The 20,704-nt window shown below is 42.1% G+C and carries 14 protein-coding genes; 13 read left to right on the top strand and 1 reads right to left on the bottom strand.

What is annotated here, in order from left to right; genetic code table 11:
- The first annotated feature begins 209 nt into the window (after nt 1-209).
- From purL to DCK90_RS02455, 9 genes are all read left to right on the top strand, one after another.
- Nucleotides 210-3,869, top strand: coding sequence for a phosphoribosylformylglycinamidine synthase (gene purL, locus DCK90_RS02495; protein ID WP_108244597.1), 3,660 nt, complete (start codon nt 210-212; stop codon nt 3,867-3,869).
- 1 nt (nt 3,870) lies between these two features.
- Nucleotides 3,871-4,323, top strand: coding sequence for a GNAT family N-acetyltransferase (locus DCK90_RS02490; RefSeq protein WP_108244596.1), 453 nt, complete (start codon nt 3,871-3,873; stop codon nt 4,321-4,323).
- 92 nt (nt 4,324-4,415) lie between these two features.
- Nucleotides 4,416-6,185, top strand: coding sequence for an AMP-dependent synthetase/ligase (locus DCK90_RS02485; protein ID WP_108244595.1), 1,770 nt, complete (start codon nt 4,416-4,418; stop codon nt 6,183-6,185).
- A 122-nt stretch (nt 6,186-6,307) separates the two neighbouring features.
- Nucleotides 6,308-6,757 (top strand): MarR family winged helix-turn-helix transcriptional regulator, encoded by a 450-nt coding sequence (locus DCK90_RS02480; RefSeq protein WP_108244594.1) that lies wholly within the window; start codon nt 6,308-6,310, stop codon nt 6,755-6,757.
- A gap of 15 nt (nt 6,758-6,772) precedes the next feature.
- Nucleotides 6,773-9,178 carry a 3-hydroxyacyl-CoA dehydrogenase/enoyl-CoA hydratase family protein gene (locus tag DCK90_RS02475; protein WP_108244593.1) on the top strand — a complete coding sequence of 802 codons (2,406 nt, stop codon included), beginning with the start codon at nt 6,773-6,775 and terminating at the stop codon, nt 9,176-9,178.
- A 39-nt stretch (nt 9,179-9,217) separates the two neighbouring features.
- Nucleotides 9,218-9,565 carry a four helix bundle protein gene (locus DCK90_RS02470; protein WP_108244592.1) on the top strand — a complete coding sequence of 116 codons (348 nt, stop codon included), beginning with the start codon at nt 9,218-9,220 and terminating at the stop codon, nt 9,563-9,565.
- A gap of 37 nt (nt 9,566-9,602) precedes the next feature.
- A complete protein-coding gene (locus DCK90_RS02465; protein ID WP_108244591.1) occupies nt 9,603-10,793 on the top strand; it encodes an acetyl-CoA C-acyltransferase in 1,191 nt (396 codons plus the stop codon).
- Nucleotides 10,794-10,829: 36 nt separating this feature from the next.
- Nucleotides 10,830-11,183, top strand: coding sequence for a four helix bundle protein (locus tag DCK90_RS02460; RefSeq protein ID WP_108244590.1), 354 nt, complete (start codon nt 10,830-10,832; stop codon nt 11,181-11,183).
- 41 nt (nt 11,184-11,224) lie between these two features.
- The gene (locus DCK90_RS02455) at nt 11,225-13,030 is read left to right on the top strand and encodes an acyl-CoA dehydrogenase family protein (protein ID WP_108244589.1); all 1,806 of its coding nucleotides are present in this window, start codon (nt 11,225-11,227) and stop codon (nt 13,028-13,030) included.
- A gap of 72 nt (nt 13,031-13,102) precedes the next feature.
- On the opposite strand, the gene DCK90_RS02450 is transcribed toward DCK90_RS02455, so the two are convergent.
- On the bottom strand, nt 13,103-14,902 hold the full coding sequence (locus DCK90_RS02450; RefSeq protein ID WP_108244588.1) for a glycoside hydrolase family 15 protein: 1,800 nt from the start codon (nt 14,900-14,902) through the stop codon (nt 13,103-13,105).
- 103 nt (nt 14,903-15,005) lie between these two features.
- Here DCK90_RS02450 and DCK90_RS02445 point away from each other — a divergent pair, with 103 nt between their 5' ends.
- Genes DCK90_RS02445 through DCK90_RS02430 form a run of 4 tightly spaced genes read left to right on the top strand, consistent with a single transcriptional unit; the run spans nt 15,006 to nt 20,697 of the window.
- Entirely contained in the window at nt 15,006-17,216 is a 2,211-nt protein-coding gene (locus DCK90_RS02445; RefSeq protein WP_108244587.1) for a bifunctional alpha,alpha-trehalose-phosphate synthase (UDP-forming)/trehalose-phosphatase, read from the top strand.
- The gene (locus DCK90_RS02440; RefSeq protein ID WP_108244586.1) at nt 17,213-18,742 is read left to right on the top strand and encodes a nuclear transport factor 2 family protein; all 1,530 of its coding nucleotides are present in this window, start codon (nt 17,213-17,215) and stop codon (nt 18,740-18,742) included. Before DCK90_RS02445 ends, DCK90_RS02440 begins: the two co-directional genes overlap by 4 nt.
- 4 nt (nt 18,743-18,746) lie before the next feature.
- The gene (locus DCK90_RS02435) at nt 18,747-19,364 is read left to right on the top strand and encodes a TMEM175 family protein (RefSeq protein ID WP_108244585.1); all 618 of its coding nucleotides are present in this window, start codon (nt 18,747-18,749) and stop codon (nt 19,362-19,364) included.
- Nucleotide 19,365: 1 nt separating this feature from the next.
- Nucleotides 19,366-20,697 carry a M28 family metallopeptidase gene (locus tag DCK90_RS02430; RefSeq protein WP_108244584.1) on the top strand — a complete coding sequence of 444 codons (1,332 nt, stop codon included), beginning with the start codon at nt 19,366-19,368 and terminating at the stop codon, nt 20,695-20,697.
- The last annotated feature ends 7 nt before the right edge of the window (nt 20,698-20,704 follow it).

Here is a 20,704-nt window from a genome sequence, read left to right as displayed (position 1 = left end):
TTCTAATATAAGGAAAACTACCTCAATGAGTTTAGTTTAAAAGGCGCTATAGGCATACTTTTGGGGATTTGATAAAAATATACTTCTGATTTTTTCAACCAAATAAGCTATCAACATTGGTTAGTTAACAAAACAGCTCTGCAGTAGGATGAATTACGGCACAAAATCGTATTTTTGCACTTTCTTAAACCGTTCAACTCAAAGATTGTATGATCCATTTTTTTGGGGACAAGGCTACCAAGGTTTTTGCCGTCCAAACCGCTCAGGAAATCACTCAGGAAGATACTAATAAACTGACATGGTTGTTTGGCAACCAGCCTAAAATTGAAGCGGCGTCCATAGACGCCTTTTTTGTTGGGCCACGGGCTGCAATGGTTACTCCTTGGAGTACGAACGCCACTGAAATCACCCAGAATATGGGCATTGAAGGAATTGTTCGGATTGAAGAGTTTCATGCGGTTGAAAAAGATTATACCGACTTTGACCCCATGCTTTCCCAGAAATATAGATCACTCGGACAGGATATTTTCACCATTGACATTGTTCCAGAATCCATTAAAGAAATCGATGATATTGGTTCTTACAATGAAAAAGAAGGATTGGCATTGAGTAAAGAAGAGGTTGCTTATCTCGAAGGACTTGCCACCAAATTGGGGCGCAAGTTGACGGATTCCGAAGTCTTCGGGTTCAGTCAGGTAAATTCTGAGCACTGCAGGCACAAAATTTTCAATGGAACTTTTGTGATCGATGGAGAAGAAAAGCCCTCTTCCCTATTCAAATTGATCAAAAAAACCTCCGAAGCGCATCCAAACGATATTGTTTCGGCTTATAAAGATAATGTGGCCTTCATCAAAGGTCCAAAAGCAATACAGTTTGCACCCAAAAGTGCGGACAAACCTGATTTCTACGAAGAAAAAGAATTTGATTCTGTGCTATCCTTAAAAGCGGAAACCCATAACTTCCCAACAACTGTGGAACCTTTCAATGGAGCTGCCACTGGTTCAGGAGGAGAGATTCGTGATCGTTTAGCAGGAGGAAAAGGATCCCTGCCTTTGGCAGGAACTGCGGTTTACATGACTTCCTACTCCCGTTTGGAGGAAAACCGTCCATGGGAAAAGGGAATGAAAGAAAGGGATTGGTTGTACCAAACCCCAATGGACATTCTCATTAAAGCATCCAATGGCGCATCCGACTTCGGAAATAAATTCGGTCAACCCTTGATCGCAGGTTCCGTTTTAACGTTTGAGCATCAAGAAGAAGCACGCAAATTAGGATTCGATAAAGTAATCATGATGGCCGGGGGTATCGGGTACGGTAAAACCGACCAAGCTTTAAAAGATACGCCGAGCAAGGGAGACAGAATAGTTGTTCTTGGTGGTGATAACTACCGTATTGGTATGGGAGGAGCTGCTGTATCCAGTGCGGATACTGGGGAGTTTAGTTCCGCCATTGAGTTGAATGCGGTGCAACGTTCCAACCCCGAAATGCAAAAAAGAGCTTCAAATGCCGTTCGTGGATTGTTTGAAAGTCATGATAACCCTATTGTTTCCATTCACGATCACGGTGCTGGTGGACACTTGAACTGTCTGTCGGAATTGGTAGAAGAAACAGGAGGAACCATCGATACAGATAAATTGCCCGTTGGTGACCCAACACTGTCAAAAAAAGAATTGATTGGGAATGAATCCCAAGAGCGCATGGGATTGGTAATCGGTGAAAAAGATTTGGACCTATTGGACCGGATCTCGGCCCGTGAGCGTGCCCCTATGTACAATGTGGGCGAGGTGACCGGTGACCACACCTTTAAATTCACTTCAGGTGAAACCGGTGAAACCCCGATGAACTTGGAACTTTCCGATATGTTCGGAAGCTCCCCAAAAACCATAATGGCCGATAAAACGGCACAGCAAAAATATCCCCCACTCTCCTATTCTTTGGAACACTTCCACGATTATTTGGAGCAAGTACTTCAATTGGAGGCCGTAGCCAGCAAAGATTGGTTGACCAACAAAGTGGACCGTTGTGTGGGAGGGCGCGTAGCCAAGCAACAATGTGCAGGACCATTACAGTTACCTTTGAACAACTGTGGTGTGATGGCCCTCGACTTTAAAGGCAAAGAAGGTCTAGCCACCAGTATAGGGCACTCCCCTGTCTCAGCTTTGATTGACCCTGTCGCAGGAAGCAGGAACAGTGTAGCCGAATCCTTGACCAATATTGTTTGGGCTCCTTTGAAAGACGGATTAAAATCCGTTTCCCTATCCGCGAACTGGATGTGGCCCTGTAGAAACGAAGGGGAAGATGCCCGTTTGTATTCGGCAGTTGAGTCTTTATCGGAGTTTGTAATTGATTTGGGCATCAACGTGCCCACAGGAAAGGATTCACTTTCCATGAAACAAAAATACAAGGATGGTGTTGTATTATCTCCCGGCACGGTGATTATTTCTGCTGCGGGTAATTGTAGCAACATCAACCAAGTAGTTGAGCCTGTTTTGCAGAAAGGTGGTGGGGATATCTATTACATTAACTTATCTAAAGACAACCACAAATTGGGAGGCTCTTCCTTTGCACAGATATTAAACGGTATTGGTGATGAAGCTCCTTCCGTATTGGATGCAGGTTATTTTAAGACTGCTTTCAATACTTTACAGAATTTAATCAAGAATGGTCAAGTTTTAGCCGGTCACGATGTGGCTTCAGGCGGTTTGATCACTACACTCTTGGAGCTTTGCTTTGCTGATAATGATTTGGGTGCCAATTTGGATTTGTCCGACATCGGCGAACAAGATATCATCAAACTATTGTTCTCTGAAAATATAGGTGTTGTTTTCCAAGCCAAAGATGATTCAGTGGAAAATGAATTGAAATCTGCGGGTGTTGAATTTGCTAAAATCGGTATTCCATCATCAGAAAGCACCTTGAAAATCAAAAACAAGGGCATCGAAATAGGCTTGAATATCGCCTCATTGCGAGACACTTGGTTCAAAACGTCTTATTTGTTGGACAACAAGCAAACTGCTAATGGTTTGGCCAAGGACCGTTACGATAATTATAAAGTGCAGCCGTTAGAATACAGTTTTCCATCAGAATTCAGTGGTGCTCTGCCAGAAACCCCAAAAGTAAACAGACCCAAAGCAGCCATTCTACGCGAAAAAGGAAGCAACTCGGAACGTGAAATGGCCAATGCTATGTACTTGGCCGGCTTTGATGTCAAGGACGTTCACATGACAGACCTCATCTCAGGAAGAGAAACCTTGGAAGATATCCAATTTATCGGTGCCGTTGGTGGGTTCTCCAACTCCGATGTTTTGGGAAGTGCCAAAGGTTGGGCCGGAGCTTTTAAATATAATGAGAAAGCCAATAAAGCCCTAAAAGATTTCTTTGCCAGACCTGATACCTTGTCCGTTGGGATTTGCAACGGGTGCCAGTTGTTCATGGAATTGGACCTTATTAATCCAGAACACGGAACGCATGGTAGAATGACCTATAACGATTCGCATAAACACGAAAGTAATTTCACCTCGGTTAAAGTTCAAGAAAACAACTCGGTAATGCTTTCTAATCTAGCAGGTAGCACATTGGGTGTTTGGATCAGTCATGGTGAAGGAAAGTTCATTTTGCCTCACGCTGAGGATCAATACGACATCGTGGCCAAATATGGTTACGAAGGCTATCCTTCCAATCCAAATGGAAGTGATTATAACACAGCCATGCTTTGCGACAAAACGGGAAGGCATTTGGTGACCATGCCACACATTGAGCGCTCGACATTCCCTTGGAACTGGGCGCACTATCCAAAGGATAGAACAGATGAGGTATCGCCTTGGTTGCAAGCATTTGTGAACGCAAGGGTTTGGTTGGAAAATAAATAATATGACTATAAGGCAAGCGAAAAAAGAAGATGTATCACTTATAGTTGAAATGCTTGCCAATGATGATTTGGGCAAACTTAGGGAAGATTTTCAAAATCCGCTTCCGAAAAAATATTACGATGCTTTTAGCAATATCGATAAAGACCCAAACCAAGAATTGGTGGTTATGGAGGATGCCGGACTTGTAATCGGAACTCTACAACTAAGTTTCATCCAATATTTAACTTATCAAGGCGGTATTCGCGCTCAAATTGAAGCTGTACGGGTTCATGAAGATTACCGGGGAAAGGGCATTGGTAAGCAGCTCTTCCTGTGGGCCATAGAACGTTCAAAAGAAAAAGGTTCACATGTGGTACAATTGACCACCGACAAAAAAAGACCGGATGCACTCAAGTTTTACAAATCCTTAGGATTCATAGATTCTCATGAAGGCATGAAATTGCATATTCAATAAAATTATTAAATAATTATGCGTTTTTTTGAATAACTCGTTTTAAAATACGGTTCTCTTTCCCTAATTTGCATTCGCTATACACATAACTTACTATGCAAACTGTTACCCGATTATTTGATTTCCCATACTATCAACTTGAAAAATACCCCTTAGAAAAATCATTGGTCACCAAAAGTGACGGTACTTGGATAGCAACGTCCACGCAAGAATATATTGATAAGGCCAATGCGGTGAGCAGGGCTTTGTTAAAAATGGGTGTTAAACCCAACGATAAGATTGCTGTGATTTCCATGACCAACCGTACCGAGTGGAATATTGTTGATATTGGAATTCTTCAGATAGGCGCACAAAATGTCCCCATCTACCCTACAATTTCGGAAGAAGACTATGAATATATTCTGAACCACTCTGAGGCAAAACTATGTTTTGTTTCCTGTGATGAAGTTCTGGAGAAAGTCCAGGCGATACAATCAAAAGTGGAAAACCTGAAAGATGTCTACTCTTTTGACCAGCTCGACAACTGTAAAAACTGGTCGGAAATATTGGAACTGGGTTCAGATGCGTCCAACCAAGACCAAGTCGAAGAAATTAAAAAAAGCGTAAAACCGGATGACCTAGCTACCTTGATATACACTTCGGGTACTACGGGTCGACCCAAAGGGGTTATGCTTTCCCATAACAATATTGTTTCCAACGTGGTATCCAGCAAAGTAAGGGTTCCATTTGATACAGATGGAGTAGCATTGAGCTTTTTGCCCGTCTGCCATATTTTTGAACGCATGATATTGTATTTGTACCAATATTGTGGCGTTCAAATCCATTTTGCGGAAGGGTTGGACAAGATAAGCGACAATGTAAAAGAAGTCAAACCAACAGTAATGACTGTGGTGCCACGACTCTTGGAAAAGGTATACGATGCCATTATAGCCAAAGGAGCATTGCTTTCCGGCATTAAAAAGAAATTGTTTTTCTGGGCCGTGGAAGTAGGACTCAAATTTGAACCTTACGGGGCCAACGGCTGGTGGTACGAGACCAAACTTGGGATAGCCAGAAAATTGATTTTCAGTAAATGGAGAGAAGGATTGGGCGGAAACCTGTCCGTAATGGTATCCGGTAGTGCAGCCTTGCAACCCAGACTTGCCAGAGTTTTTGCCGCTGCTGAGATGCCTGTGATGGAAGGGTACGGACTTACGGAGACATCACCCGTGATCGCAGTGAACGACCAACGCAATAAAGGTTGGAAAATCGGCACCGTAGGTAAAATGATTGATGACGTCGAAGTAAAAATCGCCGAAGATGGAGAAATCCTTTGCAAAGGTCCAAATGTGATGATGGGCTACTACAAAAACCCAGAGAAAACTGCAGAAGTGATGACGGGCGCCTATTTCCATACGGGTGACATTGGTGAGATTGATGCAGAGGGCTTTTTACGCATTACCGATCGTAAAAAAGAAATGTTCAAGACCTCAGGCGGAAAATATGTTGCTCCGCAATTACTGGAGAACCGTTTTAAACAATCAAGGTTCATTGAACAAATTATGGTTATAGGTGAAGGTGAAAAAATGCCTGCTGCACTTATCCAGCCTAACTTTGAATTTGTTAAGGAATGGGCCAAACGCCACAACATCCAACTGAGCTCCAACGAAGAACTAGTCAAAAATGAGAAGGTAATCGCACGCATGCAGGAAGAAGTAGATTGGGCCAATCAAGAATTTGCCAAGTGGGAAAAAGTAAAACAATTTAGGTTAACCCCAGATGTGTGGGGTGTAGAACAAGGCCACCTTACCCCTACTATGAAACTAAAACGCAAACCCGTTAAGGAAATGTACATTGATTTGTACAATGATATTTATGGGCATTAATCAACAGATTGTAAATTTTAAAAAGCCTGCTACTTGCAGGTTTTTTTTTGCGATTAATTAATCTAAATTTATTATGCATGCATAATAAATTTTCATATATTTGAGAATACCAAACAAGTTCTATGAAAGATTTGACCATTGATCACGCCCTGAGGGCAACCTGGCAAGCTGTTAGCAAAATGTACAACGAGGAAGCAAAAAACTACGGGCTTACAATGGCAATAGGTTTTACCTTATTAAGCATTGACCCAAAAGGAGGTACTCCTAGTACTACTTTGGGACCTAAAATGGGAATGGAAGCAACTAGTTTGTCCAGAATACTTAAAAATATTGAAGAAAGAGGATTTATAGAGCGTAAACGCAACCCCAAGGATGGTAGAGGTGTGCTAATCTTTTTGACACTGCTTGGTTTGGAAAAAAGGGAAGAATCCAAAGAAGTGGTACTGCGTTTCAATGAGGTGGTAAAAGAGAACACCACTCAAGACGATTTGGTGGGTTTCTTTAAGATAATCGACATTATCAATAAGCTTATTACTGATAAAAAAATCTATACAAAAACAACTAATAATTAAATTACAAACCCGCACATGAAAAGGCATATAAACAAAGTTGCCGTAATCGGTTCCGGAATTATGGGAAGTGGCATTGCCTGCCATTTTGCAAACATCGGAGTTGAGGTTCTATTATTGGATATAGTTCCCCGTGAACTGAACGATAAGGAAAAAGCTTCTGGGCTGACCTTACAGGACAAAGTGGTTCGAAACCGCATTGTCAACGATTCGCTGGCTGCTGCACTAAAATCCAAACCCTCTCCTATTTACCACAAAAAATTCGCTGATCGCATTACAACGGGCAATCTTGAGGACGATATTTCCAAAGTGGCCAATGTAGACTGGATCATCGAGGTGGTCGTGGAACGATTGGACATCAAAAAACAGGTATTCGAAAATCTGGACAAACACCGTAAACCGGGTACCCTCATTACTTCTAATACTTCCGGAATTCCAATCCGATTTATGAGCGAAGGTAGAAGTGACGATTTCCAAAAACATTTCTGTGGCACGCACTTTTTTAACCCAGCCCGCTATTTAAAGCTATTCGAAATCATACCCGGACCAAAAACCTCTCCTGAGGTTCTTGAGTTCCTTAATGGATATGGGGAACAATACTTGGGCAAGACCTCTGTGGTCGCCAAGGACACTCCAGCATTTATCGGTAACAGAATCGGAATCTTCAGTATCCAAAGTCTGTTCCATGCTGTTAAGGAAATGGGCATGACGGTCGAAGAAGTGGATAAATTGACCGGCCCAGTTATCGGAAGACCGAAATCCGCCACTTTCCGAACCGTGGATGTCGTAGGACTCGATACCTTGGTACACGTGGCCAATGGCATCAGTGAAAACTGTAAGGACGATGAACGTCACGAACTCTTCCAACTGCCGGATTTTATCCAAACCATGATGGATAATAAATGGTTGGGGAGCAAAACCGGACAAGGATTTTATAAAAAAGTGAAAGGGGACGATGGCAAGAGCGAAATCCTAACCTTGGATTTGGACACTATGGATTATCGTTCCAAAAAGAGTGCGAAATTTGCAACCTTGGAGCTTACCAAGACCATTGATAAGGTCATTGACCGTTTCCCTGTTTTGGTAAACGGAAAAGACAAAGCAGGTGAATTCTACCGAAAGAGCTTTGGAGCACTTTTCGCCTACGTAACCCACCGTATTCCAGAAATCACGGATGAACTATACAAAATTGATGATGCCATGAAGGCAGGCTTCGGTTGGGAACATGGACCATTTCAAATTTGGGATGCCGTAGGCTTGGATAAAGGTCTTGAACTCATCAAGGCCGAAGGCTTGGAAGCAGCATCTTGGGTATCCGAAATGAAAGAATCTGGAATCAATTCCTTCTACACGGTAAAAGAAGGGAACACCTACTTCTACGACATTCCAAAAAAGGCCATGGAGAAAGTTCCGGGTCAAGATGCGTTCATCATTTTGGACAATATTAGAAAAACCAAGGAAGTCTTTAAAAACAGCGGAGTTGTTATCGAAGATTTGGGTGATGGAATCCTTAACTGTGAGTTTCAATCCAAAATGAACACCATTGGCGGCGATGTATTGGCCGGTTTGAACAAGGCCGTTGACCTTGCCGAAAAGGATTTTGCCGGATTGGTTGTTGGTAACCAAGCGGCCAATTTCTCAGTAGGTGCCAACATCGGTATGATTTTTATGATGGCTGTGGAACAAGAATATGATGAGCTCAACATGGCCATCAAAATGTTCCAAGACACCATGATGCGTATGAGATACTCTTCCATACCAACGGTATCCGCCCCACACGGCATGTGCTTGGGCGGCGGTTGTGAACTTTCGCTACATGCAGATAAAGTAGTGGCTGCGGCTGAAACCTACATCGGTTTGGTGGAATTCGGCGTAGGTGTAATTCCTGGTGGAGGTGGTTCCAAGGAAATGGCACTTCGAGCCTCCGATACTTTTAGAAAAAACGATGTGGAGCTCAACGTGCTTCAAGAGTATTTCCTCACCATCGGAATGGCCAAAGTATCGACCTCGGCTTATGAAGCCTTTGATTTGGGTATCCTACAAAAAGGAAAAGATGTGGTGGTGGTCAATAAAGACCGTCAAATTGCAACAGCGAAAGCCCACGCCAAACTAATGGCTGATGCAGGCTATACCAAACCCGTCAAACGCAAAGATGTGAAGGTGCTCGGAAAACAAGCCTTGGGTATGTTCTTGGTAGGAACAGATTCCATGGAAGCTGGACATTACATTTCGGAACACGACAAAAAGATTGCCGATAAATTGGCCTATGTAATGGCAGGTGGCGACCTTTCTGAAGCAACGCTTGTCAGTGAGCAATATCTATTAGATCTAGAAAGAGAGGCCTTCTTGTCGCTCTGTACGGAGAAAAAGACATTGGAGCGCATACAGCACATGTTGAAAACAGGGAAACCACTTCGCAACTAGTTGCGATAGTAGTGAGATACTAGAATTGAGTAATCAGATATGCACAAGGTAGAGGATTTAAAAATTTGGAAGAGGTCGATTCAACTTTCTAAGTCCATTTACCTACTGATGCCTGAGTTACCAAAAGACGAAAAATTTGGTTTGATAAATCAAATTAAAAGAAGTGCGGTTTCGGTTCCTTCTAATATTGCCGAAGGGGCAGGAAGAAATTCAAACAAAGAGTTCAAGCACTTTTTAGGCATTGCGAACGGTTCTCTATACGAATTACAAACGCAATTGATTTTAATTATTGAATTAAACTTGACTGAAAACCAGAAAGTACAAACACTTATAGATGACTGTATTGAAATACAAAAAATGATTTATTCATTAGCACAAAAGCTTTAACCTCAATACTAGCATCTCAATTCTCAATACTTATTAAATGAAAACAGCATATATAGTAAAAGCATATAGAACAGCCGTAGGGAAAGCCCCCAAAGGTCTGTTCAGGTTTAAGCGTCCGGACGAACTGGCTGCAGAAACCATAGAATATCTAATGAAAGAGCTTCCCCAACTGGACAAAAAACGTATCGACGACGTTATTGTGGGTAATGCGATGCCAGAAGCCGAACAAGGCCTTAACATGGGACGACTCATCTCTTTAATGGGTCTTAACATCGAGGACGTTCCTGGTGTTACGGTGAACCGGTATTGCGCCTCAGGATTGGAAACCATTGGAATTGCCACAGCAAAAATACAATCAGGAATGGCGGATTGTATTATTGCAGGCGGTGCCGAAAGCATGAGCTATATCCCAATGGGAGGTTACAAACCGACACCTGATTACGCTACGGCCAAAGAAGGTCACGAAGATTACTATTGGGGAATGGGACTTACGGCAGAAGCAGTGGCCAAGCAATTCAAAGTGTCTCGTGAGGATCAAGATGAATTTGCTTTCAATTCACACATGAAAGCTTTGAAAGCTCAGGAAGAAGGTCGTTTTCAAGATCAAATCGTGCCCATTGAAGTCGAACACACTTTTGTGAACGAAGCTGGAAAAAAAGAGACCAAAACATATACTGTCAACAAGGATGAAGGTCCAAGAAAAGGAACTAACATCCCGACTTTGAACAAATTGAGACCCGTTTTTGCCGAAGGTGGAAGCGTAACCGCAGGTAACTCTTCACAGATGAGCGATGGTGCTGCGTTTGTCATGATAATGAGCGAGGATATGGTGAAAGAACTCAATCTGGAGCCCATTGCACGTCTGGTAAACTATGCCGCCGTAGGTGTGGAACCAAGAATTATGGGAATTGGACCTGTAAAAGCGATTCCAAAAGCCCTAAAGCAAGCTGGAATGAAACAGGACCAAATAGATCTTATTGAATTGAACGAAGCCTTTGCATCGCAATCCTTGGCCGTTATCCGGGAATTGGGATTGAATCAGGATATCGTTAACGTGAATGGAGGAGCCATAGCACTCGGCCACCCATTGGGATGTACTGGGACCAAATTGTCCGTCCAACTTTTTGATGAAATGAGAAAGCGTGACATGAAAGGCAAATACGGTATGGTCACCATGTGCGTGGGTACAGGTCAAGGTGCTGCGGGGATATTCGAGTTTTTGTCGTAGGAACCAAGACATTTAGAAGCAAGAACCAAGACTGGAATGCATAATTTCAAAAAACTGAAAATTTGGAAAGAGAGTATGGATTTGGTCTCTGAATCGTATAAAATAACAAGAACTTTTCCTGATTTTGAAAAATATGGCTTGGTCAGTCAAATGAATAGATGCGCCGTTTCGATTCCATCGAACATCGCTGAAGGTTCCAGTAAAAGTTCTGATAAATATTTCAAAAACTACCTCGAAATCAGTTTGGGGTCCGCTTTTGAATGGGAAACACAATTAATTATAGCACATAACGAGAATTATATCACTTCGGAGATATTTGAGAAACTAGAAAAAAGCATTAAACAATTACAAAAAATGATTTCAAGTTTTCAAACCAGTTTAGGCAAGTAAATCTTGGCTCTTGATTCTTGACTCTTTTAATCTAAGCAACTATGGAAACAACAGAAAAAGACATACTGAGAGGAGGTCAATTCTTGGTCAAGGAGACCAAATGTGAGGACGTATTCACCCTTGAGGACCTCAACGAAGAACAAAAAATGATGCGCGAAAGTACCAAGGAATTCGTAGACCGGGAACTTTGGGCGCATTGGGAACGTTTCGAGAAAAAAGACTATGCGTACACCGAGGAATGTATGCGAAAGGCTGGCGAACTTGGTTTATTGAGCGTAGCGGTACCAGAAGCGTATGGAGGTATGGGAATGGGATTTGTGTCCACCATGTTGGTGTGCGACTATATTTCCGGAGCCACTGGTTCATTTAGCACGGCATTCGGTGCACACACGGGAATCGGCACCATGCCTATTACTTTGTACGGGACCGAAGAGCAAAAGCAAAAATATGTCCCTAAACTAGCCACAGGGGAATGGTTTGGCGCATATTGCTTAACTGAGCCAGGAGCAGGTTCCGATGCCAATTCCGGTAAAACAAAAGCTGTACTTTCTGATGATGGTAAATATTACAACATCACAGGGCAAAAGATGTGGATTTCCAACGCTGGATTCTGCAATATGTTCATTGTCTTTGCTCGAATAGAAGACGATAAGAACATTACAGGCTTTATCGTTGAAAATGACCCAGAAAACGGTATCAGTTTCGGTGATGAAGAAAAGAAATTGGGTATCCACTCCTCCTCTACCCGTCAGGTGTTCTTCAACGACACTAAGGTGCCTGTTGAAAATATGCTTTCTGAAAGAGGAAACGGGTTCAAAATCGCTATGAATGCTCTAAATGTGGGTAGAATTAAATTGGCAGCCGCTTGTTTGGAAGCACAGCGCCGTGTAATCAACGAAGCGACGAAATACGCCAACGAGCGTATTCAATTTAAGACTCCAATCATGAATTTTGGAGCCATCAAAGCTAAAATCGCAGACATGGCCACCAATGCTTATGTGGATGAAGCAGCGTGTTATCGTGCCGCAAAAAATATCGAGGACAGGATTGCTATTCGCGAAGCTAGTGGAAATTCCCACCAAGAAGCAGAGCTCAAAGGTGTTGAGGAATATGCCATTGAATGTTCTATTTTAAAGGTGGCCGTTTCCGAGCACGTTCAGCACACCACCGATGAGGGTATCCAAGTGTTCGGAGGAATGGGCTTCAGCGCCGATACCCCAATGGAATCTGCATGGAGAGACGCCCGTATTTCCAGAATTTACGAGGGAACGAACGAAATAAACCGCATGCTCTCCGTAGGTATGTTGGTCAAGAAAGCCATGAAAGGCCATGTTGACCTTTTGGGCCCCGCTACAGCTGTAGGCGAGGAATTGATGGGTATTCCATCGTTCGACACACCTGATTTTACCGAGTTGCTCTCAGAAGAAAAAGATTTGATTGCAAGATTGAAGAAAGTCTTTTTAATGGTCGCTGGTAGCGCCGTTCAAAAATTTGGACCGGATTTGGAGAAGCATCAAATGTTATTGATGGCCGCTTCTGACATTTTGATTCAAATTTATATGGCCGAATCTGCCATCCTAAGAACAGAAAAGAATGCAAAACGCTTTGGTGAAGAAGCACAAGCCACCCAAATTGCAATGTCCAAATTGTATTTGTACAGAGCAGTGGACATCATTCAGCAAAAAGCTAAGGAAGGTATTGTCTCCTTTGCTGAAGGTGATGAACAACGCATGATGTTGATGGGACTAAAACGCTTTACCAAGTATACAAACCAACCCAATGTTGTGAAACTTAGAACGCAAATTGCCGACAAAGTTGCCGCAGATAATGGGTATACCTTTGACTAATTCAAATAAGTGTTGGGACTAAAACCCACTTGGATTTGAAAACGCCCCGATCGGGGCGTTTTTTTATTTATTTTACTTGATGGATTCCAAAATCCGCTCGTCCTTTTGCTTGGTAGAAAAATTGATAGCGCACTCAATAAGTGCCAAATGTGAATATGCTTGAGGAAAGTTCCCGAGCAATCTTTTGGTTTTAAAGTCGATGTCTTCACTGAAAAGACCCAAATGATTACTATACCCCAATAATTTTTCAAACTGTTCCAACGCCTTGTCTTCTTCACCAATTTTGAACAATGCATTGATAAACCAAAAAGTGCAAATAGTGAACGATGATGATGGTAACCCAAAATCATCCTCATTTTTATAACGGTACAAAAGACCATCATTGCTCAAACCCTCTTCTATTGCCTTTACCGTGCTCACATACTTAGGGTCGCGCGGATGAATAAATCCGTAAGGTTCCATTAATAAAACTGATGCATCCAAATGACGGGAGCCATAACTCTGCACAAATGCATTGATGTCACTGTTCCATGCATTTTCGTGGATATCTTCCTTGATTTTTTGTTCGAGTGCAGTCCAACGCTCCAGTTTCCTTGTTTTACCGAACATGTTGGCCACTTTAATGGCTCGGTCCAAAGCTACCCAGCACAATACTTTGGAAAATGTGAAATGCTTGTCCTCACCTCGAAACTCCCAAATACCTTTATCGGGTTCTTCCCAGTGTTTACCTACAATCCACACAATACCTTTTGTAATGCTCCAAAGCTCTTCTACATTTTCGATATCGTTGCTGAAATTTTTCAACTGTTCGTAAATGACATCCATCAATATTCCGTAAATATCGTTCTGTTTTTGCATGTAGGCCGCGTTACCCACACGAACAGGTTTAGAGCCTTTATAGCCGTCCAAATGGTCCAAGGCTATTTCCGTCAACTTTTTTTCCTTGTTGATGCCGTACATAATTTGGAGCTTTTCATCCTTGTCTGGCATCAAGTCAATAATAAATTGGAGGTAACGTTTGGCCGAATTCTTGTGTCCAAGCTCGGAGACTACCTTAATCACCATAGACGCATCTCTAATCCAGCAAAAGCGATAATCCCAGTTCCTAACCTCTCCAATAGTTTCGGGAAGTGATGTGGTCGCAGCTGCAAGTACAGCTCCGGTTTTATCGTAAGTCAACATTTTAAGGGTAATGGCGCTCCGGATTATCTCATCTTTGAATTTTTGATAATCAGGGGTCTTTGCAGACCAATCCAACCAATATACCTTGGTACGTTCCAGTTCCAACCCCATCTTTTCGGTCGTGGGTTTCAATATTTTTTCATTGTACCTGATCAAGAAATAGCCATCTTCTTTAAGAGTGATTTCTTCACCTTTTAGAACTCCCTCCTTGTCAAAAGAAGTGTACAGAAAAAGCGTATCATATTTTAATTTATGCGTAAGGCTAGCTATAAAATCCTCCTTTGCAAAGTGCTTGGTCTCCCCAAGTCCATACTCCAATTTAGGGTCATATTTCACGGTAAATTTTGGTGTTCCGGAGATATATTTTATATAACGGATAATCTCGGGCTGTGCCTTATATTTTCCGTTCATTTTATGGTGGCGAGGCATAAAGTCATGAAGTTCAAAAACATTGTTTCCTTCCGTAAATCGCGTAATCAGGATAGCGGTATTGGGATAATATTCCTGTTCAATGGTATAATCCCCAGTAGGGTGTATCTCAAAACTACCCCCTTTTTGCTCATCCAAAAGTTTGGCAAATATCGATGTAGAGTCAAATTGTGGCAGACAGCACCAGTCAATAGAACCTTCTTTGGAAATCAATGCTGCACTCCTACAATTTCCTATAATTCCGTAATTCAAATTATCCATAGCTCAAAAATTCTCAAAAGGGTTAGAATGAATTGGTTTTACGCTCGAATTTCCCGATTTTTAAAGAAACAAAAAATTAAAACACGTCAAAACTTATCCTTTTATGGGCAAAACTATCATAATCTCAAATCGATTACCTGTTCAGTTACAAATTAGCAATGGAACACTCAATGCAATACCAAGCGTTGGAGGTTTGGCCACGGGGATGAAATCCGTGCATAGCGGAGGTGAAAGTTTATGGATAGGTTGGTCCGGATTAACAGATGAAGATACCCCCGAAGATTTAGAGGATGATATTGACAAGGCCCTAAAGGAACATGGCTGTGCCAAAGTAAAGCTTAATTCTGAAGAAATTGATGGTTTTTATTACGGTTTCAGCAACCGAACCATTTGGCCCTTGTTTCATTATTTTTTGAAGTATTCCGAGTTTGAATTGAATTATTGGGACACCTACAAGGCCGTAAACCAAAAATTTGCAGATGCCATCATTGAGAATTCCGATGAAGATGATACCATTTGGGTGCATGACTACCAATTGATGCTCGTGCCTCAAATGGTGCGGGAAAAACGTCCAAATACCACCATTGGTTTCTTTTTGCACATCCCCTTCCCATCTTTCGAAATTTTCCGGACCTTGCCTTGGCGTGAAGAAATCTTGGAAGGATTACTGGGTTCGGACCTTATTGGCTTTCACACCTACGACTACGAAAGACATTTTTTAAGTTCCGTTCGTAGACTTATTGGATTGGATGTGAGCTTCAATGAGATTTATTTGGACAACAGGGTCATCAAAGTGGATTCTTTCCCTATGGGGATCGATTATAAGAAATTTAGGGACGCAGCTTTAAAGCACGATTCAAAAAATACTGAAGAGCGTAGCGACCTGCAGATTCGCTTGGATAACCATAAAGCTTCCTCTCCTGGCAGTAAACTCATACTGTCCATAGACCGTTTGGATTATAGTAAAGGAATTGCAAAGCGCATCAATGCCTTTGAGTATTTCCTTCAGAAATATCCCGAATACAAGGAAAAGGTTCGATTGATTATTCTTGCAGTCCCCTCCCGCTCCAATGTACCACAATATCAATTGTTGAAACGAGAGGTTGATGAACTGGTCGGACGCATCAACGGAGAGTTGTCCACGGTAAACTGGACACCAATTTGGTATTTCTATCGTTCCCTACCTTTCGAAAGCTTGATAGATCTCTACACTTCTAGTGATATTGCATGGCTTACACCACTTAGAGATGGAATGAATTTGGTGGCCAAAGAATATATTGCCACACGCACCGACAAGTCCGGAGTACTCATCTTGAGTGAAATGGCGGGCTCCGCTTATGAAATGAACGAAGCGCTACTAATTAATCCCAACAATTTTGAGCAACAAGCGGACACGTTAAAAAGAGCATTTAATATGCCGCTGGACGAGCAGGTGTCACGAAACACTTTTCTTCAAAAAAGACTGGAACGCTATAATGTGGAAGTCTGGGCCAATGAGTTTATGAGGTCACTAAAGGAAAAAAGGGAACTGGGCAAGGCATTTATTTCTGAAAAAATGTCACCAGAAATACTTTTATCCATTGAAAAAGAGTACACTAAATCTAAAAAAAGACTGCTCTTCTTGGATTATGATGGTACTTTGGCCGGTTTTCATAAAGACCCGCAGCAAGCCTCTCCCGATGAAGAGCTTTACGAACTATTGGACCAATTGAACCAACAAGAAAACACGACCGTTTTTTTAATCAGTGGACGGGACAAGCAAACCTTTACCCGCTGGTTCCTACCTAAAAGGTATAATATGATCGTAGAACACGGTGTATGGATTTCTCGCAACGGCGATGAGTTTAAATTGCTCGAACAAGTAAAAGGGGAATGGATGGATAAAATTAGACCTGTTCTAGAATCCTTTGTGGATAGGACGCCCGGCTCATTTATCGAAGAAAAAAACTACTCCCTGGCTTGGCATTACAGAAATACCGACCCCGATTTTGGTGAAAAAAGGGCAACAGAGTTAAATACTGTGTTGCGTAGTTTAATTGGCAATGACGATATTAGTGTGCTGAACGGAAACAAGGTCATGGAAATAAAAAGCAGCAACGTGAACAAAGGTAGAGCTGCCACTCGTATGTTAAGTGAAGATGATTACGACTTTGTTTTTGCCATTGGTGACGATTGGACAGATGAATTTATGTTCCAGGAACTACCCGATTCGGCAATTACCGTTAAGGTCGGACTTAAAAAAACCCAAGCCAAATACCATGTGGAAAACACCGCAAAGGTAAGGCAGCTTTTAAAACGTTTTACAAAACCATGACACGAACGCTTTTCGCTATTTGTTTTTTACTGGTATGCGCCCATGGATGGTCACAAACCGAAACAGAGGTTTATCTTTTTGACCTTTCTATGAATAACGGAAAGCCCATATTGACCAATCCTAAAAATATTTCCAATAACGCAGGTTATGACAATCAGCCTTCTTTTTGGGACAACGGTAGTGTTTTGTTCGCTTCAACCAGAAAGGACCAAACAGACATTCTTCGATTTAATGTTGACGAAGGAAGCACATCCTCTTGGCTGACCTACACCACCGCAGGGAGCGAATATTCACCTCTGCGTATTCCCGGAGAAAATGCAATTTCTGCTATTCGCCTGGATGTAGATGGGCTACAACGGTTATACCAATACGACTTTAAATCACGTGAGTCTATCCCTATAACCGATTTAAAGATTGGTTATCACGTTTGGTACAACAAGCATATTTTGGTTGCTACAGTACTGGTTGAAAACCGAATGGACCTAAAGGTTATCAATCTGGAAGACAACACCCAAAAAACGGTTTATCAAAACGTAGGGAGGTCTTTACACAAAATTCCCGGTTCAGATTTGGTGAGCTTTATTGGAAAAAGAAACAATAATGCCTGGGAAATTTTATCCCTTGACCCAATCTCTGGGGAATCAAAAAAAATAACGAACACCTACAACAAAGAAGAAGACATTTGTTGGTTGAATAAAAATACCATCATAACTGGTGCAGGTAAACAGCTTTTAACCTTGAACATTGATTCGGAAAACGCCACGTGGGAGACCATTATTGCGTTCCCACAGGAAGAAATCAATAATATTAGTCGGATTGCCATTAGCCCGAACGGTAAACGATTGGCATTTGTCGCCGAGGATTCACCATCAAAGATCATTCAGAAACAAGTGGAGTCTTTTAACAATCAAAACCTCGATGCCTTTGTCTCCTGTTTTGCAGAGAATGTCGTGGTACAACGTTTTCCAAACCAGAGAATGTACCAAGGGAGAAGCAAAATGAAGGAAAACTATGAACGTTTTTTTGAGAATGTCAAATCCTCGAGCGTTGAAGTCGTTAACCGAATCGTTCTAGGCAATACAGTTATAGATGAAGAGGTTGCCAAAGTAGACGGAAGAGAGGGACGCCAAGTCGCCATATATACGGTAGAGAACGGACTGGTCACATCAATGACCTTTATTTTTCCAGATGGTCCCTTGACCGATGCTGAAAGTGTGGTTCAAGAACAATTGGGCGCCTACAACGAAAGAGATATCGACGCCTTTGCCGGAACCTATGCCCAAGATGTAGAACTATATCAATTTCCAAAAAAGCTCAACTCAAAAGGCATTTCAAAACTGAAACAACAGTACAGTTCTTTTTTTAACAACACACCGGACTTAAAAGGCGAGATAGTTAACAGAATCGTAATTGGCAACAAAGTTATTGATCACGAGTCCGTAACCGTAAATGGAAGCGTTTTTAAAGCCATTGCCATTTACGAAGTAGTTGACGGAGAAATTACCAAGGTCACCTTTATTCAATAATCCAATGAAGCTACCCCACAATAGAAGCAGAATTGAAGCCTTTAGCGATGGGGTTTTTGCTTTTGCCGCTACATTGCTGGTGGTTTCGGTGGGTACTCAGGCCGAAAGTTCCGTTCTTCAAGTGGACTGGATGGTGTTCTTGAGTTTCGGTGTCAGTTTTTTTGCCCTGGTAGGATTATGGTCGGTGCACTATAACTTTTTTCGAAGAACCAGTTACATGGATAATTGGGTTATTGCCCTCAATGCAATTCTCCTGTTTTTGATACTCTACTACATCTTCCCCATTAAGTCCTTGATAAATTCATGGACGGGAGCACTACAGATCACTGCAGATGAATTTTCTTCATTGTTCCAACTGTACAGTCTTGGATTCCTCCTCATCTTCGCCTGCTATGCTCTTATGTATTTAAGAGTCTACAAAAAAGCGAACAACAGCAACATGACACATCTTTTTTATGCCCGCCATTTTGGGTTATTTGTACTTGTTGCTTTAGTTTCCATCGTAATTGCAAAGCTCCAATTGGGATTATATTACGGTCTCCCGGGTATTGTGTATGTACTTTTGGGCCCTTTTTGTTATTTTCACGCTTCATTCTTTCAGAAAAAAACCAACGCTTTTTAATATGAGAAAAATATTCCCCTTGCTATTTGTGGTTTTCACTACAACAATTTATGCGCAGACCGATACCAGAATTTATGACATAATCAATGCGGTTTCATCAGAACGTATCGAATCTGATGTTACGACACTGGTCAATTTTGGAACCAGACACACCTTGAGTGATACGGTTTCCCAAACTAGAGGAATTGGTGCTGCAAGAAGATGGATCAAGTCCGAGTTTGATAAAATTTCGTCCAATTGTGGAGATTGTTTGGAGGTCTTTTATCAAAAAAATCTAATCGAAAAAGGAGACAATGCCCGAATCGTTAAAGATGTTGAGATTGTGAACGTGGTGGCCATTCAACGCGGAACCAAGTTTCCCAATCGCTTTATAATTATGAGTGGCGATATTGATTCCCGTGTAAGCGACCCTACCAATTACACCTCGGATTCTCCCGGAGCCAACGACAATGCCAGTGGAATGGCCGGGACCATTGAGGCCGCCAGAGTATTATCACAATATAAGTTCGAGAGCAGCATCATTTTCGTAGGGCTCTCCGGTGAGGAACAAGGACTTTACGGAGGAAAAGGCCTCGCGGAGTATACCAAGGAAAAAGAATGGGATATTGTGGGTATACTAAATAATGATATGATCGGCAATATTACGGGCGTCGATGGTGTTGTGAGCAACCGGGATTTCAGAATATTCTCTGAACCTGTGCCCCCAACCGAAACAGAAGAACAAAGAAGAGCCAGACGTTTTTATGGTGGAGAGGTTGATGGTATTTCACGTCAGTTGGCACGCTATGTTTACAAAACCACTAAAACCTATATGCCAGAAATGAACCCCATGATGATCTATCGACTGGATAGATTCGGTAGAGGTGGACACCATAGACCGTTCAACGACGCTGGATACGCGGGAATCCGAATTATGGAAGCCCATGAGAACTACACACAGCAACATCAAGATATACGAGAGGAAAACGGTATTGCCTACGGCGATGTCTTGGAGCACGTAAACTTTGAATACGCCAAAAAACTTACTGCGGTAAATGCTATTAACCTAGCCTCCATTGCGTGGGCTCCCCCTGCTCCGGAAACCGTAGAAATCGGAGGTATTGTAGAGCCTAGTGCCAAATTACGCTGGAGCAAGGTAGATGGTGCCGTTGGCTATAAAATTTATTGGAGGGATACCACCTCGCCTACTTGGGACAATTACAAATATGTAAGCAATGTAACCGAACACACTTTAGATGGTGTTGTGATAGACAACTTCTTTTTTGGCGTTGCGGCCATAGGTAAAGATGGTCACGAAAGTCCAGTGGTTTTTCCAAATAAAGTATTCAGATAACAAAACA

It is taken from the genome of Muricauda brasiliensis, assembly GCF_003057865.1.
Lineage (GTDB): Bacteria > Bacteroidota > Bacteroidia > Flavobacteriales > Flavobacteriaceae > Flagellimonas > Flagellimonas chongwuensis.
The sequence above is the reverse complement of the archived record's forward strand: the minus strand, read 5'-3'. Positions and strand labels throughout refer to the sequence as shown.